Raw genomic sequence first — 15,972 nt, 5'->3', positions numbered from 1 at the left:
TTGCGAAGGGTCCGGTCGCCTGCGGGCGACCGGAACACACTGCTTTGACTCGGTTCAGGAAAAACTCAGGAAAAGGTTTTTCTGGCCTGGGTCCGAACGTGGGTTGTGTACAGCACCAGGCCAACCAGGGTCAGGCCGCCGACCAGATTACCCAGAACGGTGGGAATCTCATTCCACATGACGTACTGGTAGAGGGTAAATTCGGCGCCCATCATCAGCCCGATCGGGAACAGAAACATGTTGACCACGGAGTGCTCGAAGCCGAGGTAGAAGAACACAATGATCGGCATCCACATGGCCATGATCTTGCCTGAAACATGGGTGGATATGGTGGCGCCCACCACGCCCATGGATACCATCCAGTTACAGAACACTCCGCGCAGGAAAAGCACGAGCCAGCCAGCGGCCCCGGCGTCCTGGTAACCCACGGTGCGGCTCTCCCCGACTTCCATCATTTTCTGGCCCACGGCACTGATAACTTCTGTGCCACCCATGGAAAAATTCAGGTAACCGAAAAAGGCAATGAACAGGGCCCCGCCGAGGTTGCCGAGCGCGACAAGACCCCAGCATTTGAGCATCCTTGGCACAGTCACTCCCGGTCGTTTGTCGAACAGGGCAAGCGGCACAAGAGTGAAAACCCCGGTGAGCAGGTCGTACCCCATAAGGTAAAGCATGCAGAAACCGACCGGAAACAGCAGAGAGCCCAGAAGGAAAGAGCCGGTCTGAACGGCGATAGTGACGGCGAATATCACCGCCAGCGCCAGCGTGGCCCCCGCCATGAATGCGCGAATCAGGGTGTCCCGTGTGCCCATATAGATTTTGGCTTCACCGGCGTCCACCAGCTTGGTGACAAACTCGTTGGGCTGAAGATAAGACATGATTGGATCCTTTCGTGAAAAATAGAACTAGAAATAGAAAAGTGAAATTTGTTACCAGGGTGCTGTCGTTACCAGCGCTTGTAAGGAAGGAATTTGCCATCCATGGTGATCACCACCCGATCGCCCTTGGGGTTTTCGACCTTTTCCACGTACATCTCATAGTCAATCGCGCTCATGATGCCGTCACCGAATTTTTCGTGGACGAGCGCCTTGACGCTGGGGCCATAGATCATGGTTGCTTCGTAGAGGCGGTAAATGAGAGGGTCCTGGGGAACGGCGTCACCCCAGTGCTTGGAGGGACAAGTCTGTAATGCGCTCGCAACATCCATATCAAGGTCCAGCGCTTTGCACAGTGCCCTGGCCTGGTCTTCAAGCATGGTGTTCATGCCAAAGCAGCAGGATGTCGTCCAGACCGGGGACATGCCGATGGCCTCGGCAAGCTGTTCCCAGGTCAGACCTTTCTCGTTTTTGGCGGTGAGAATGGCGGCGGTCATCATTTCATGATTCATAACAAGCTCTCATTGTATCGTTGCGAATGTTGGTGCATGCACCTCGACACACTGAATAGTGCCGTGAGCTCTGAATTATGCAGACGTCGTGCCAGGAGTGAATAAAGGGGTGGCGAGGCCAGGGTAGAGGAAAACTGCAAGCTGCCCTGACTTATTTTGATGCATGCTCTGGTGCCGACGCACAGCATTAACGCGTTTTTGCGAGGGGAGTCCTGCGTCCTTTCAGAACGTGGTTTTCAGAACAGTGCCCATTCTGGTCTGGCCCAGGCACTGATCGAAGCCGTCGCCGTTCCACGCCGGATGCCCGGCAATCATCACCAGTGGCACGACGCCGTCGGTACGGTTGACCAGCTGCTCATGCTGGAAAGCTTGACGGTACTGGCGCCTGACGGTGTTGTTGTGGTCAAGCCGGCGCAGGGCAGAGGGGTCAATGAGAACAAGGTCCGCCCGGTCGCCAACATTGATGGTGCCACCTTTTACACCGAACACCCGGGCCGGGTCGCTGGTCAGCCTGCGCACCATGTAGGCGACGTCGGTATCACCGCCGTCGGAGGCCAGCTTCAAGGCCCGGAGGTTGCCATCGTAAAATGCCAGATTGGTGAGGTGGGCGCCGCTGTCGTTAAAACCGGGCAGCAGTTGGGGGTCCATCAGCAGCTTGCGCACCAGGCGTTCGTCGCGGTTGGCGGACACCGTATGCCAGCTGATTTCGCGGTCGAAGGCGCGAAGCATGGCGAGCACAAAGTCGCCCTCGTCTTTCACATCCGCAAAATAATCCCGTATCAGCATCGCTTCGTTGTCGGCCAACGGCTCTGTCTTGCCGGTTTTAAGCGCACGGATACGGCTATAAACCTGGGCAAAGGTCATACCCTCCCAGGCTTTCAGCGGGCAGACGTCGATGGTCATGTCGGCCATGCTGCGGTTAAAGGCATAATCTTCCAGGCGCAACAGTCGTTTCAGCCGGGCCAGGCCAAAGCCTTTTTTACCGTGCATCCACATGGCTTTGAACTGGTCGATATACTCTGGATCATTGAGAATTTTCTGCCGGATTTCACGGTCTTCCACCTCGGTTTCAGTCAGAATCCGGAGCGCTTCAATCTCCTCTGACAAGGGTGTCACGGCGCCGTCTGACCAGGTCTTGAACGGTGCGGCCAGGGCCTGGAGATGAAAATCACCCTTCAGCAGGCGGGAGTTGAGGACCCGCGCGAGCAATCGCGCCAGCCACACAATCTTACGATTACTGTGTACGTCCAGTGCCGCTACCACCGTGGTTTTCAAAGGCTTGCCGTGAAGGCGTCCGCAACTCAGCAGGAAGGTCCTGATAGTACCGATAGTGCTGTTCTTGGGTGGGGTGGCCTGCCAGACGCCGCCTTTGCGTCGGACCACCTCAGTCAGCCGTTTGATCTCTTTATATCGGGCGAACTGGGTCGGGATGGTTTTGCGGGTGTTGGGCTGGTTCGCCAGATAATGGAAGGGCAGAGCATCGGTAGAGAAACCCGCGTAGCCATCATCCATGGCCTTTTCCAGCAGCCCTTCCATGGCAACCAGTTCCTGTTCGGTGGGATCCCGGGCAATGCTGGCAGCAAAACCCATCGCTTCAATCCGCAGCATCGAGTGCGGCACCATGGTGACCAGGTTCGGGCCCAGGTTCAGCCTGTTCAGGTGCTGGAGATATTCTTTCGGATTATGCCAGTCAACCTTGTCGGCCGTCGCACGGAGAACACTTTTGGGGATATTTTCGACCCGGGCGAAACAGTCCACAACCGGATCGGCACCATCTTTGCGTTGGGCACCAAAGGCGAGCCCCAGGCTGCAGTTGGCAATGACTACGGTGGTGGTGCCATGGCGTACCGACTCCGGGAGCCCGGGAGCCACTTCCAGCTCCAGATCATAATGGGTGTGGATATCAAACAGACCGGGCATGGCCCAACGCCTGCAACCGTCGATCACCTTGCGCGCCATGGCGGATGGCAGCTCCGGCGCCCGGGCAGCAATTTTGCCATCGGCTACCGCGATGTCCTCCCGCACTGGCAGTTCGCCGCTGCCATCGAAAACCTTGGCGCCACGGATCAGATAATCCCAGGGTGTATTCTGTGTTGCTGCGTCTCTCATTGTTGCCTCAGCGCCGGTTTTGCTGTTGGAAACAGACCGATAACAGACTGCTTCCGTCGAAATCATAGCCTCGCGGACAGCGGCCAACAAGAGAACTGTCGCTGCCCCTTTCAGGATGCGCCGCAGGGGGCGTTTTCCCGCTCGCCGATACTCTGGTAGTTTAGAAGCCGGAAACAGCAGACCAGGGCGGAAAAGGTTGATGCAGTTAACAATAGAAGAAGGCTTGAGAGCCTGGCTGGATACTGCCGGGCTTGCTCTCGTTGCTGTTCTCTCAGCCTACGCAATCAGCAAACTGGTTGTTTTCCTGGTGAATCGTTTCTCGGAGGACACCTCCGTTGCCCGGGTGTTTTTCGATGCCTCCGCCAGGGCGCTCGTCATGTCACTTTGTCTGCTGGTACTCAATGGCGTTCTGGAGGCTGCGCCCGCGACCCTGCCCTGGCTGGCGCAGCTGCAGCAGATGGCCACGATGTTTCTGATAATCACTCTTACCTGGGCCGCGGTAAGGTGTACAGCGTCACTTGGTGAGGTAATCGTAAAACTCAACCCGGTCCTTGAAGGGCAATGGAAGCGGGCGCGAAAGGTAGAAACCCAGACCCGTTTTCTGGTCCGGGCGCTGAATATTGTGATTGTCCTGCTGGGCACAGGCGTCGCGCTGATGACTTTTGAACCGGTACGTCAATTGGGCGCCAGCCTGCTGGCATCGGCCGGTGTCGGTGGCCTGATCCTTGGTTTCGCGGCCCGTCCGGTTTTGAGTAATCTGCTGGCGGGAATGCAGATTGCTCTTACCCAGCCTTTCCGCATTGACGACGTGCTTCGCGTCCAGGATGAATGGTGCTGGGTTGAGGAAGTAACGGCCACTTACGTGGTGCTGCGGGTCTGGGACCTTCGGCGTCTGGTGATACCGCTGCAATGGTTTATCGAGAATCCGTTTCAGAACTGGACACGCCATAGTGCGGATCTCACGGGCAGTGCCTTTATCTGGGCGGATTACGGCATTCCCATAGAGCCCCTGCGGGAAGAGTTCACCCGGCTTCTAAGGGAGTCGTCGGAGTGGGACGGGGTAACACAAACGGTGCAGGTGGTTGATGCGGGTGACAAGGCTATTCAGATACGGTTTCTGATGAGTGCCGGAGATTCCAGCAAGCTGTGGGATCTGCGGTGTAATATTCGCGAGGGCATGATCGGTTTTGTCCAGACCAGGTATCCGCAACATCTGCCCCGGCATCGTGCCGAGATGCTGGGAGCCAGTGACGGCAAAGCCTGATTCAATTCTTGTTCAAAAAGGAATCTCAATGTTTGCAGGAAAACGACCCGAGAATCTGGGTGAGAAGCACGGCAGGCTCGCTGCCTGTCCGGCCAGGCCCAACTGCGTCTCCAGCCAGGCCAGCGCGGCCTGGCAGCGGGTGAGGCCGCTGCAACTGTGGGGTGAGCCGCGGGCAGCCATGAACCGGCTGAAGCGGGTCATTAACAATATGTCGGGGACGGCGCTGGCTGACGAAAATGACCATTACCTGCACTTCGAGTGCGCGTCAAAACTGCTGGGGTTCGTCGACGACCTTGAATTTCTCTGCGATACGGATGATCAGGTCATCCATGTCCGGTCTGCTTCCCGGCTCGGGTATTCTGACCTGGGCCTGAATCGCAAACGGGTGGAAAATATCCGCAGGAAGTTTGAGCTGGCCTGAAAAGGCCGGGATCAGTCCCAGGCTTTTTCCTTCAGGCGATAGAACTGCTCCACGACCGCATCCATGGTATTTGGGTCGTAGTCACGCAGGCCACTGACCACCAGCTTCTTTGATACCAGGCCGGCCTCCTTGCCCCGGGACATCAGCCGGTAATCCAGGGTCACATTGCCTCTTTTGCCATCAGGCACCAGTGTTGCCTGCCCGAGTTCAAGCTCCGGTTCAGGAGCATCGAGGGTGGTCAGGGACAGGTTCATGCTCTGGTACATGATCATTGGCCGGTCCGGATTGAACATCACTCCCTGACTTTCCATCAATGGTTTGAGCGTGTGCGGGAAATTCTTGCCGGACTCCGCCACGTAGCTGCGGATCAGGTGTTCAATGATGCTCTGGTCACGGGTTGATTCGCCCTCACGTTCCACCTCGATGTAGACTTTATCCCGGTCGTCATATACCCGGATCATGCCGTCATCGTCTTCGCGGAAGGTCAGTGGCACCGAATCGCCGAGAAGGCTGCGGAAATGGAACGTCATCTTTCGCGACAACCCGAAATGAGCTACCAGCAGCGCGAAAAGAAGGTCACCTGGCACACAGAATCGCCGTTCATCCGGATTGTGAATCGGGTTAAAGTCGCCGGCGACTTCCTTTGCAAAAAGGCTGCCCTGACGGGCGCTGATCAGAACCTTATTATCCTGGATCGAGTGGTAGCGTTCGAGAAACATGATGTCCTTTGATTATGGCAGCGTCGCAGCGGTGAATAGTGGCCTTAAAATGTCATTGTCACAAGGCTCACTAAACCAATGTCTAAGTTCAGTTGGTCAGGATACGAATTTTCACTGGATTTTGGACCGGCCCCGCCACGATAATCGTAAAAATGGTACAAATGATGTTGCATCCGTTAAACCGGCATCATCTCGGGCGACCATTCACGGAGATATTGAAATGATAAGAGATTTACAGAAGCGCTTGGCCGGATCTGGCCGCGGCCTGTCAGTTGGCGTGGCATTGATGGTCTTGCCCGCAATTCCGGTGGGGGCTGCGGAAGGCGAACGTTTCTATATATTTACCGAGAGTTACCCACCCTACAACGCCGCAGTCAGTGGCCAGGGATTTGCTCACAACGCTGAGGGCATCACCGGCATCTGTACCAAGATGGTCAAAGCCATGATGTCGAGGCTGGACTATGATTTTGTCATGAAAATGCGGGACTGGAGCTGGGCTTACAACTGGGTCCAGGGCCGGGAGAATCACGGTCTGTTCTGTACCGCACGCACGGAGGAGCGGGAGGACGAGTTCCACTGGGTAGGGCCGTTGGCCTCGATTACCTGGACGCTGTTTGCCGCTCCGGATTCGGATATCGAGCTCGATTCGCTGGAGCAGGCCCGCCAGTATACGATTGCCGGTTACAAGGGCGATGTTATGTCGGATTACCTGATTGATCAGGGCTTTGAGGTAATTACCAATGTCAGCGGTGAGCAGAACCCGCTGCGCCTGAGTCTCGGGCAGGCGGATCTGTGGGTGACGGACGGTGTGGTTGGGCCACTGGTCGCTGAGGAAGTGCACGGTATTGACGATTTGCAGCCGGTTCTTGTGTTCCGCGAGACGCCCATGTACCTGGCGGTAAGCAATGAAACCGACCAGTCCGTGGTAGACGACCTCCAGCGGGCGGTTGACCAGGCGCGTGAGGCGGGGGAGCTTGCCGCTATCCTGGCGGAATATCGTTAATAACCAGGCGGCTATTATCGGGATGCAAAGGTTTTTTTCAGCATTGGCACCGGGTGTATGCTAGCGTTGCAGGCAAATTTTCATTTCGAGCGGTGCCTTTAGATGAGCAACCCAAAGCATACCCTGTTCTGGATGACCACTTTCCTGGCGGTTGTGACGGTGGTCTGTGCCCTGTTATTCAAGCCGTTACAGTCGGCGTTTCTTGCAAACTGGGTGTTCAATCTTGTTATCCTGTGCGTGTTACTGGTTGGCATTGTCATTACCTATCGCCAGGTAATCGTGCTGTTCCCGGAATTGCGCTGGATTGCCCAGTTCCGGACCGGCAACGCGGGGCTCTCGGTATTGCAGGAGCCCCGGCTATTGAAGCCTCTTGCCCGTCAGTTGAACGACGATGCCAAGCGCGACCGCTTTTCGCTCTCCACCCTTTCCCTGCGCACCGTGCTTGATGGCATTCACAGCCGCATGGACGAGCAGCGGGAAATCACCCGTTATTTTATCAGCCTGCTGATCTTTCTGGGTCTGCTGGGTACCTTCTGGGGTCTGCTGGGTACCATCAATGCCGTCGGCGCCGTGATTGTTGACCTGGATATGGGGCAGGAGGATTTCGGCAAGGTTTTCGGACGCCTTCAGGCCGGTCTGCTGGAGCCACTTCAGGGCATGGGTACGGCCTTCAGTTCGTCTTTGCTCGGTCTTGGCGGATCCCTGATTCTCGGTTTTCTCGATATTCAGGCCGGCCATGCCCAGAACCGCTTCTACGACGGGTTGGAAGAGTGGCTGACCGGGGTAACCAACCTGGTGGGCCGCGCCGGTGAAGTCTATGACGAGAACGAACTCACGGACCCGTCATGATCGGATCAAAACGCCGCAGCCGGAGCACGATCAATGTGTGGCCAGGCTACGTAGACGCCCTGTCAGCATTGTTGATGCTTATTATCTTTATGCTGCTGATCTATGTGGTCAGCCAGTTGTACCTTTCACAAACCCTGTCCGACCGGGATTCCGAGCTTCAGCGGTTGAACAGCCGGCTGCAGGAAATCTCCCGGATGCTGGGGCTTGAACAGGATCAGACTCAGGCGCTTGAGCAGGCCATGTCGACCCTCCAGCAGGATTATGGTGAAACCCTGGCACAGAACAGGCAGTTGTCCGAGACACTTGCCGACGAGCGTGAGACCCGACTGGAATTCCAGTACAACGCGGAAGCCCAGGAGATGCGGGTAGAAACGCTACAGGAGTCGGTTGCGCAGACCGAGACCGAGCTGGAGCAGGAACAACTGCTGACGGATTCCCAGAGAGCTATCATTCTGCAACTATCCAACCAGATAAGTGCGCTGCAGAATCAACTCAGTCGCATTACTGCTGCGTTGCGCCTGCAGCAGGAAATCACGGCGGAAAAAGACGCCGAGCTCAAGGAAGTGGGCAGGCGCCTTAATACCCTGCTGGCGGAGCGGGTAAACGAACTTGAACGCTATCAGTCGGAGTTTTTTGGGCGGTTACGGCAAATCCTGGAGGGTAATGAAAATATCCGCATAGTGGGTGACCGTTTTCTGCTGCCGTCGGAGCTTCTGTTTGCTTCCGGCTCTGCCAGTCTTGGGGAGAGTGGCAGGCGGGAGCTGGACAAACTGGCCAGGGTGTTGCTGGACGTAGTGACAAAGATTCCGGATGATATTGACTGGATTTTGCGAATAGATGGCCACACTGACCGGATTCCCATCAACACCCCGGAGTTTCCCTCCAACTGGGAGCTGTCCACCGCCAGGGCGGTGTCGGTGGTACGTTACCTCGCTTCCCGCGGCGTACCTGAGCGGCGTATGGCCGCTGCCGGATTCGGAGAATTTTTCCCGGTAGCGACCGGCAATACGCCGCAGGCCTTGCAGCGGAATCGGCGTATCGAGGTGAAGCTGACCGACCGGTAACGGACCGGCCTCAACTGGCCCGCCCGAAAAAACGGTCGAGAAAGCCGACCTCACGCACATCCGGAATGGGAAGATCGCCATTGCTTTCCACGGCCTGGCGCCAGAAAAGCTCGGGGTCATCCAGGTGAGCCACGCTTTTGCGTTCCTGCTCGCTGAACGAATTGTGGTCACCGCCAATGCCCGCTGCCAGCAACTCCTGGCACCAGAGGTACAAGGCACTGCGGATGACCCGCAGGAGAGTGTTGTAACTGTCTCTGCTGATGGTGATGGCCAGTTCCGCTGTCAGGTTGATTTTTGACTGCAAAACAGCCATTTCTTCCGGGTCAAACCCGATACGGCTGCCGGTGCCTTTTTTGCATCCCTGGCAGGTTTTCTCAAGGGACTTAACGCCGTCGAGCATATCTCTGTGACCGAATTCCTTCTTCTGTTTGTCGTTGATGGGCGCCGGTATCCAGCCGTACTGGGGTGAACGGGCGACAATATGTCCGGCCAGGCCACGGCGGAAGGTGGGCAGGTCAGTCGGGTCACTGTAGCCGTCAAATTCTTTGCGCAACCGTGACGCCATTGTCCGCTGGCGAAGCATCATGGCCAGGGTTATTGCCGAAGGCATTATCGCCTCGAGCGACTCGCTCTTGTCCAGAAGTCGCTCCGTCAGGTGTTCAACCGCTGCTGACATGGTCATTTCCCCCATACCATGGACCGGAGAAGGCGTCTTCTTCGAATCGTCGGTGTTACTGGTTTTTGTTGGTGTTACAGGTCTGGTCTTGTGAAAGCGTCCTGTCTGCAACCTAGCCTGTATCCATGATCTCCACCGTTGTAAAAAAGTAGCCCCTTTGTTACTGGAAGTAATCGGGGGTGGCGGGTATCCTCTGACACCTTCGTATGCTGCCCCAACCCGAGCCTCACCATGTCTGACCTGGCACTGTATCAGTATTGCCTTATTGGCCTCATTTTTGTGTGGAGCGGCTTCGTTCGTTCCGGGCTCGGATTTGGCGGGGCTGTGTTATCGCTTCCTTTCCTGCTGCTTGTGCTGGATGAGCCACTGGTTTTCCTGCCTGTTATCGCCGTGCATTTGCTGGTGTTCTCGTCACTCACCATCTGGATGAACAATCGCAGCTCGTCAAGAACTGATGATCAGGGCAGGGCGCTTGCGGGCACAGTTGAGTGGAACTACCTGTGGCGCATTCTGGCGATTATGATCGTGCCGAAACTGATCGGGGTGTTCGGCCTGATAACGCTGCCGTCGGACATCATGAGCCTGATCATTTTCGTGATTGTTGCCGTTTATTCGGTGTCCTATATCATGAACCGGCCTTTCCGCAGTAACAGTCGGGCCATCGACGTGGTATTTCTGATGCTTGGCGGTTATATCAGCGGGACCTCGCTGATCGGTGCACCCCTGATCATTGCCGTGGTGGCCCAGCATCTGCCCCGGGAAAAACTGCGGGACACGCTTTTCGCACTCTGGTTTATCCTGGTGATGATCAAGATGGCAGCTTTCCTGTGGCTGGATATTGATCTGCAGCTCATTCACCACCTCTGGCTGTTGCCCTGCGCCGCCATTGGTCACGTTCTGGGGCTCCGCGCCCACGACCGCATATTGCGGGCCGAAACCCCGGTTTTCTTCCGGGTTCTGGGCTCGGTTCTGCTGATTGTCAGCAGTATCGGAATGTTGCAGGTCATATTTTCCTAATATCCCGTGTGGCAAGCTGCAGGCGGGGGAGTTAACCAGACGGGATCCCGGCCTTTTTATCCCAGAGAAGCGTCGAGAAACATCATCACCACAAATCCGCCCAGCAACGAGAAGGTGGCCAGAGTCTTGTACTCGCCGCGGTGGGTTTCCGGAATAATTTCATCGCTGATGATGAAAATCATGGCACCTGCCGCAAAGCCCAGGGTCCAGGGCATCAGGGGTTCGGCCAGCCATACCATGGTGCTGCCGAATAATCCGCCAACGGGCTCTAACAGACCGGTAAGCAGCGCGATGGTAAAGGCCTTGAGTTGCGAATGTTCGATGGCCAGCAGGGATATGGCCACGGCCAGGCCTTCGGGGATGTTCTGCAGACCGATGCCAATAGCCAGGGCCGTACCGTTGCCGATATTGCCGCCGCCAAAGCCGACGCCGACCGCCATGCCCTCGGGAAAGTTGTGCAGCGCAATGGCAATGATGAACAGCCAGATCCTGCGTATGCGTGCACTGTCCGGTCCCTCGCGGCCAAGCAGGAAATGCTCGTGGGGCAGGCGCTGATGAATCAGGTACAGCACGATGGCGCCCATCAGCAGGCCGCCAATGACGATAAGTGATGCGGTCCAGGTCGCGCCGGTGAGCTCTTCACCGTATTCGATGCCCGGCAGTAGCAGTGAGAAAAATGCGGCGGCAAGCATCACGCCCGCTGCCGTACTGAGCATGCCATCCTGCAGGGCCGGCGTCAGGCGACGGACTGCAAACACACCCAGCGCGCCGACGCCGGTTCCCAGCCCGGCCAGCAGGCTGGCGATAGAGCCCATCCAGACAACGCTCAAATCACCGAACATCCGAACCCCTTATCCGTCCCAGGTGAATTATGGTAGACCCGGTCTACGTGGGGATGTCCGGATTGTCTCTGCGTCAGTCGTTGCTGTCCGTAGTTTTACTGTTGGTACTTTCAAAGATCCTGTCAGCCGATGCGGCGACGAAACCCCGGTAAAGTTGCCCGTCTGCATCGGGATAGCGCAGCGCAAACTCATAAAAGCAGCTTGGAATGCTGACCGTCTGGTCGGAAAAATCCACCTCGGCCCGATCGGCCATGGTGGAGGACTGCTCGAGCAGTTCCTCCGATGAGCCCTTGATTTCGCCCCCCGAACTGTTCAACCGATAACCTTCCTGCTTGAGTCGCCGGTTCACTTCGGCAAGGGTCGTGAACTGACTCAGGTGATTCACGCTGACGGTAAAGTGGTTGGCCCGGTAGCCCCAGGCAGCCAGCCAGGCGGCGTACTCACTTTCTTCCAGCAAAGCCTGGTAAGTGGCGTAATCGATGTCCCAGTGGCGACCGGAATAGAGAAAGCTCCGGTCAGCCACTACCGAGGGGGGCACGTCAGCGACCAGTTTCTGAACCGTTTCCTGCAGCGCGTCCGAGCATTTTTCTACCAGTAACTCGGAGATGAACACCTTGGGCACTGTTGCGTCGGGGTGCTCGAAATGCCGGGCGTAGAGCTTTTTGGCTTCAAAGTGGTATTCACCGCCCTGATGATAGCCCAGTGCCCTGAAATGCGCCGCGAGTTTCTCAAGGTTGAGTTTTTCCAGGTTGAAGGTGCGCAGCGCAATGTGATCATTGACGATGGTACTGCCCTGGCTGTTATCCAGAAGGCGGTGGATTTGCCGGGCTGATGGCGTCACCGCGCAGTAATTTTCCCAGAGGTTGTGAAACAGGGTATCGATCTCAGTATGCACTTGACGCCTCCTTGACCGGGGTGGACTCACTGTTGGCGGACAGGGCCGGGTGCTGGCTCTGGTTGCGAGCAATATCAAGATCGGCAAACCAGGCATCAGCACCGCTGTCCAGACCCAGAGTGTGTGCCAGCGACCGGGGTATTTCCAGTATCTGGTTGGCCGGACGGTGGCGCGCTGCGCTGGTTACTGTCGCCCGGAAGTCTGAGGTGCTGGTATTTGCCACCATCAGGGTCTTGCCCTGACCGCCGTGTGTCCATGCTGCCACTGCGGGCGACGGCTCCGCGCTTATGTGGACCCGACAGCAGCGGGTCTGTTGCACAGACCTCAGCCTGTCAGTCTGCGCCTCCAGGGTCGGTCCGCCGTCAATCGGGTCGATAAGGCCGGTGTACCGGAAGCCCTCGGATTCAAGCAGGTGCAGCGCAGGCCGGGTATCGGAATGCACTTTGCCAATGACGGCGCGTGCCGACTGGTCCAGCAGATGGGTATAAATGGGGTGTTCCGGCATCAGTTCCGCAACAAAGCCATTATCGCCGGTCCCCATCAACTGGTTGACGGTGGCAAAATCCAGGTCCACAAAGTTGGCCTGAAACCAGTGCCAGAAGGGAGAGTTGCCGGTGTTGTCCGACACCCCGCGCATTTGCGCAATTACGGTGCTGGCAAAGCGGTGAGGATGCTGGGCCATGAACAGGAATCGTATCCGGGACAGCAGCTTGCCTGCCCAGGCCCGGCGATATCGCGGGCGCAGAAAGAGTGTGCAGATCTCACTGCAGCCGGTGCAGTGGTTACCCAGGGTCAGGGTCTGCTGGTGACGGTTCAGGCCCAGGCGCGCAGACTGACGAACAGTTTTTTCCACGCGGAAGTGGTAGATCGGCCGACGTTGACCCACCGACGCCTCAATACCGGTGATACCCATGATGTCACCGCTGTCCGGAGCCACCAGAACGAACAGATAGCTCTGATCGCCGGGTTGCCAACCGCTCCCCCTGCCGGCACTGGCAAAGCTTGCTTCGGAGCGTGCAATTTTCTCAACCAGAAAATCGTGATTGTCCACCAGGGAGGTAAAGCCGGGGCCGGATTCGACGGCAATAGCTCTGAGCGCAGAAAGGTCGCTCATGACAACGGGACGAATGATCATGGCTTTGTCCTCTTTTAGTTTAACCCATTATCACCGCGCCTGATGTCACATTGCAGTTGCAAAAATGATATATTGACTGACAATTATGCCAAATCAACCAAGGCTTCAGACAATATGATCAGTTCACTGGATGAAAAGCTGTTGCTGAACCTGCGGCAGAATGCCCGCATCAGTGTCTCGGACCTGGCCCGGAAGATGAGCGTGTCGCGCTCGACGGTGCAGAATCGTCTGGCACGGCTGGAAGCTACCGGGGTGATCCGTGGTTACTCGGTAGAGCTGGGGGCGGCCTATGCCGCCAGTCAGGTTGAGGCCCATGTCTCGATCAAGGTAGTTCAGAAGCTGACCGCCCAGACCAATCGGGCACTCGAAGCCATCCCCCAGGTTTCCCAGCTTTATTCCGTCAGTGGTGAATACGATCTGATCGCCATCGTCCAGGCCCGGTCGCTGGAACAGCTGAGCATGATTCTGGACGGGATAGGCAATCTTGAGGGCGTTGAGCGCACCAACTCTGCGGTCGTTCTGGAAACGCGTTTTCGTCGTTAGTAAGGAGTTGTTCAGAGGCTCCCTAATACCTGAATGTTCTTAAAGGGCTGATGATGCCGGTCGATAACCGGATAATTCATGAACCGAGGATGAGCATCTCATGGTATCCCCTATCAATTTACCCGGTCTGTCCAGGTCAGATCCGGACCTGTTTTCTGGCATTCCGTCGCGGCGAGGCGGCAATGAAGGCACTGGCCCGGGTGTCGCCAGCGATCACAAGGTCGGGAGCAACGAGTCCGCAAAAATCCGCAGCGCTGACGATGCCATGAACGTGTTGAAGGCGAGGCTGTCGCAGCGCCTTGAACAGCAACTGGGCAAGGGTATTGCAAACGGGGCTGAACGGTTTTCTCCCGCTGTATTTGAGGCACCTTCTGCGGAGCTGGTGGCCCAGCGTGTACTGGGCTTTGTGCAGCAGCGTTTGCAGGCCGAGGCCCGCGCCGGCGCGGAAACAGAACGCCTGGCGGGATTGCTCACAGATGCCCGGGCAGGGATAGCGCAGGGCTTCGCCGAGGCCCGTGACCAGATCGAGACGATGGGTCTGATGGATGACCGACTTGGCCGGGCAATTGAAGACAGCTTCAGCCGGATCACCAGTGGTCTTGATGGCCTGCAGGACCGGTTTGTCGAGCGTCCGTCCGGTACTCTTGCGGCCGGGCAGGAAATGCAGGCAGGCTATCGGGTGGAGCGCGCGTCCGAGTCGCTGTTTGCGTTTCAGGTGACCACCGCCGAAGGCGACAGGGTGACGGTCCGGATGGCTGAGCAACGCTACAGCGGTGCATATGCAGAAACCGTTGTAGAGAACAGGGGTGGCGGCAATAGCCAGGATTTGCAGTTTGGCGCTGTCAGCGGTTTTTCAGGGCGCTACTCTTTCAATGTCGAGGGCGACCTGAACGGTCAGGAGCAGCGGGCTCTGGCCGGGCTCTTCGAGCGGGTAGAGAAAGTCTCCGACCGCTTCTTTGACGGCGACATTCAGGGCGCATTCCGCAAAGCCGGAGATCTGAATCTCGACGGACAGGCGCTTGCCAGTTTCAGTCTGAGCCTGACCGCGACCCGGATTGTATCGGCGTCCGCCTATGAATCCGTTGCCCGGCAACCGTCGGATAATGCTCAGCTCAGGCCTCTGGGTGGCCTGGCCCGTGACCTCCAGAGTGTTGCCCGGTCCGCATCTGAAGGCGGCGTATCCGCACCGGCCTTCAAAGGTCTGATGAACTCGCTACTCCAGGACATCCGCCAGTGGCAGAGCGAGCGGAATGACAGCCTGCTGCCTGCCTCTGAGTCGCTGATGAATGAGTTCATCGACGGGGTTACGGATTCGCTTAAGCGGCCTAGTGTCCCGTCTGTTTAATTCGTTGACCTACTGCTTGCCGCTCGGGAGGCCGGCCACAAAAAAACGCCGGGCCCGGATTATCGGGGCGCCGGCGTCTTCTTTTTTCAGACCGGTGGTGCCAACCTTAGCTTTGCATGCCCGGTTGATAATCCGGGGTAACGCTGGTGGCACGCTTCTTCCATGAACCGATTTTCCGGCTGATTGCCTGAATGGCCTGCTGTGCCGCTGCACGGGTGTACTGGCGCCTGACATCATTTCCATTGTGGAGGATGCTGGACGGCAGCGGTTGATGAGATACGTTATGGATTTGGGTCATAGCGCCTCCTCCTTTCTGTTAAGTGAATTGATTATGCGTCAATTTGGTTAGCTGACTATGGGACGCAGTGTAGGGATTCATTTTCGCAGCGTGAATACGTTAAAATCCGTACAAACCTTGCAAATATGCAGTTATTTATGGATTGGGACTATCTTCGATATATCCATGCCCTGGCCATCGGGGGAACACTTGCCAAAGCCGGTGAAATTCTGGGCGTTCACCAGACCACGGTTCTCCGCCGCCTGGACCAGATGGAAGAGCAACTGGGGGTTCAGTTTTTTGAACGTGACCGGGAGGGTCTGCATCTGACCCCGGTGGGGGAAACGGCCTACCGTGAAGCCGACCGACTGGCTGCGGACATGGAAAATCTCGAGCGCCGGCTGGTGGGACAGGATTCTGCGCCGG

General features: G+C 57.0%; 18 protein-coding genes. 9 read left to right on the top strand and 9 right to left on the bottom strand.

Annotated elements, in window-relative coordinates; genetic code table 11:
• Positions 1–65: 65 nt before the first annotated feature.
• The 3 genes from VJ956_RS00305 to VJ956_RS00295 form a co-directional block, all read right to left on the bottom strand.
• Positions 66–878: a formate/nitrite transporter family protein gene (locus VJ956_RS00305; RefSeq protein WP_324080443.1), complete on the bottom strand. Its 813-nt coding sequence runs from the start codon at positions 876–878 to the stop codon at positions 66–68.
• Between the two features lie 68 nt (positions 879–946).
• Positions 947–1,387 carry a cyanase gene (cynS, locus tag VJ956_RS00300; RefSeq protein WP_324080442.1) on the bottom strand — a complete coding sequence of 147 codons (441 nt, stop codon included), beginning with the start codon at positions 1,385–1,387 and terminating at the stop codon, positions 947–949.
• Between the two features lie 222 nt (positions 1,388–1,609).
• Positions 1,610–3,496, bottom strand: coding sequence for a hypothetical protein (locus VJ956_RS00295; RefSeq protein ID WP_324080440.1), 1,887 nt, complete (start codon positions 3,494–3,496; stop codon positions 1,610–1,612).
• Between the two features lie 199 nt (positions 3,497–3,695).
• Here VJ956_RS00295 and VJ956_RS00290 point away from each other — a divergent pair, with 199 nt between their 5' ends.
• Positions 3,696–4,760 carry a mechanosensitive ion channel family protein gene (locus VJ956_RS00290; RefSeq protein WP_324080439.1) on the top strand — a complete coding sequence of 355 codons (1,065 nt, stop codon included), beginning with the start codon at positions 3,696–3,698 and terminating at the stop codon, positions 4,758–4,760.
• A gap of 28 nt (positions 4,761–4,788) precedes the next feature.
• Positions 4,789–5,181 (top strand): DUF1499 domain-containing protein, encoded by a 393-nt coding sequence (locus tag VJ956_RS00285; RefSeq protein ID WP_324080437.1) that lies wholly within the window; start codon positions 4,789–4,791, stop codon positions 5,179–5,181.
• 11 nt (positions 5,182–5,192) lie between these two features.
• Here VJ956_RS00285 and VJ956_RS00280 read toward each other — a convergent pair whose 3' ends face one another.
• Entirely contained in the window at positions 5,193–5,900 is a 708-nt protein-coding gene (locus VJ956_RS00280; protein WP_324080435.1) for a DUF3581 family protein, read from the bottom strand.
• Positions 5,901–6,120: 220 nt separating this feature from the next.
• On the opposite strand from VJ956_RS00280, the gene VJ956_RS00275 reads away from it, so the two are divergent.
• The 3 genes from VJ956_RS00275 to VJ956_RS00265 all read left to right on the top strand — a co-directional run bounded on the left by VJ956_RS00275 (position 6,121) and on the right by VJ956_RS00265 (position 8,816).
• The gene (locus VJ956_RS00275) at positions 6,121–6,903 is read left to right on the top strand and encodes an ABC transporter substrate-binding protein (RefSeq protein ID WP_324080433.1); all 783 of its coding nucleotides are present in this window, start codon (positions 6,121–6,123) and stop codon (positions 6,901–6,903) included.
• A gap of 102 nt (positions 6,904–7,005) precedes the next feature.
• Positions 7,006–7,752 carry a MotA/TolQ/ExbB proton channel family protein gene (locus tag VJ956_RS00270; protein ID WP_324080432.1) on the top strand — a complete coding sequence of 249 codons (747 nt, stop codon included), beginning with the start codon at positions 7,006–7,008 and terminating at the stop codon, positions 7,750–7,752.
• Entirely contained in the window at positions 7,749–8,816 is a 1,068-nt protein-coding gene (locus VJ956_RS00265; protein ID WP_324080431.1) for a peptidoglycan -binding protein, read from the top strand. The genes VJ956_RS00270 and VJ956_RS00265 overlap by 4 nt, the downstream gene beginning before the upstream one ends.
• 10 nt (positions 8,817–8,826) lie before the next feature.
• On the opposite strand, the gene VJ956_RS00260 is transcribed toward VJ956_RS00265, so the two are convergent.
• Positions 8,827–9,492, bottom strand: a complete 666-nt coding sequence (locus VJ956_RS00260; RefSeq protein WP_324080429.1) for a hypothetical protein — start codon at positions 9,490–9,492, stop codon at positions 8,827–8,829.
• A 231-nt stretch (positions 9,493–9,723) separates the two neighbouring features.
• On the opposite strand from VJ956_RS00260, the gene VJ956_RS00255 reads away from it, so the two are divergent.
• Complete coding sequence (locus VJ956_RS00255; RefSeq protein ID WP_324080428.1) at positions 9,724–10,509, top strand: TSUP family transporter; 786 nt, start codon at positions 9,724–9,726, stop codon at positions 10,507–10,509.
• A gap of 56 nt (positions 10,510–10,565) precedes the next feature.
• On the opposite strand, the gene VJ956_RS00250 is transcribed toward VJ956_RS00255, so the two are convergent.
• The 3 genes from VJ956_RS00250 to VJ956_RS00240 all read right to left on the bottom strand — a co-directional run bounded on the left by VJ956_RS00250 (position 10,566) and on the right by VJ956_RS00240 (position 13,381).
• A complete protein-coding gene (locus VJ956_RS00250; RefSeq protein ID WP_324080426.1) occupies positions 10,566–11,351 on the bottom strand; it encodes a ZIP family metal transporter in 786 nt (261 codons plus the stop codon).
• Between the two features lie 73 nt (positions 11,352–11,424).
• Complete coding sequence (locus VJ956_RS00245) at positions 11,425–12,246, bottom strand: DUF1338 domain-containing protein (RefSeq protein WP_324080424.1); 822 nt, start codon at positions 12,244–12,246, stop codon at positions 11,425–11,427.
• Complete coding sequence (locus VJ956_RS00240; RefSeq protein WP_324080422.1) at positions 12,236–13,381, bottom strand: arginine N-succinyltransferase; 1,146 nt, start codon at positions 13,379–13,381, stop codon at positions 12,236–12,238. The genes VJ956_RS00245 and VJ956_RS00240 overlap by 11 nt, the downstream gene beginning before the upstream one ends.
• 114 nt (positions 13,382–13,495) lie before the next feature.
• Here VJ956_RS00240 and VJ956_RS00235 point away from each other — a divergent pair, with 114 nt between their 5' ends.
• Together VJ956_RS00235 and VJ956_RS00230 are read left to right on the top strand one after the other, a co-directional pair.
• Positions 13,496–13,924 carry an Lrp/AsnC family transcriptional regulator gene (locus VJ956_RS00235; RefSeq protein ID WP_324080420.1) on the top strand — a complete coding sequence of 143 codons (429 nt, stop codon included), beginning with the start codon at positions 13,496–13,498 and terminating at the stop codon, positions 13,922–13,924.
• Between the two features lie 100 nt (positions 13,925–14,024).
• The gene (locus tag VJ956_RS00230) at positions 14,025–15,269 is read left to right on the top strand and encodes a DUF5610 domain-containing protein (protein ID WP_324080418.1); all 1,245 of its coding nucleotides are present in this window, start codon (positions 14,025–14,027) and stop codon (positions 15,267–15,269) included.
• Positions 15,270–15,375: 106 nt separating this feature from the next.
• Here VJ956_RS00230 and VJ956_RS00225 read toward each other — a convergent pair whose 3' ends face one another.
• The gene (locus VJ956_RS00225; protein WP_324080417.1) at positions 15,376–15,567 is read right to left on the bottom strand and encodes a hypothetical protein; all 192 of its coding nucleotides are present in this window, start codon (positions 15,565–15,567) and stop codon (positions 15,376–15,378) included.
• A gap of 137 nt (positions 15,568–15,704) precedes the next feature.
• Here VJ956_RS00225 and VJ956_RS00220 point away from each other — a divergent pair.
• The coding region (locus VJ956_RS00220) for a LysR family transcriptional regulator (RefSeq protein WP_324080415.1) at positions 15,705–15,972 on the top strand (268 nt) is incomplete at its 3' end.

Origin of the sequence: Marinobacter sp., assembly GCF_035268745.1 — a bacterium.
In the GTDB taxonomy this organism is placed as follows: domain Bacteria; phylum Pseudomonadota; class Gammaproteobacteria; order Pseudomonadales; family Oleiphilaceae; genus Marinobacter.
The sequence above is the reverse complement of the archived record's forward strand: the minus strand, read 5'-3'. Positions and strand labels throughout refer to the sequence as shown.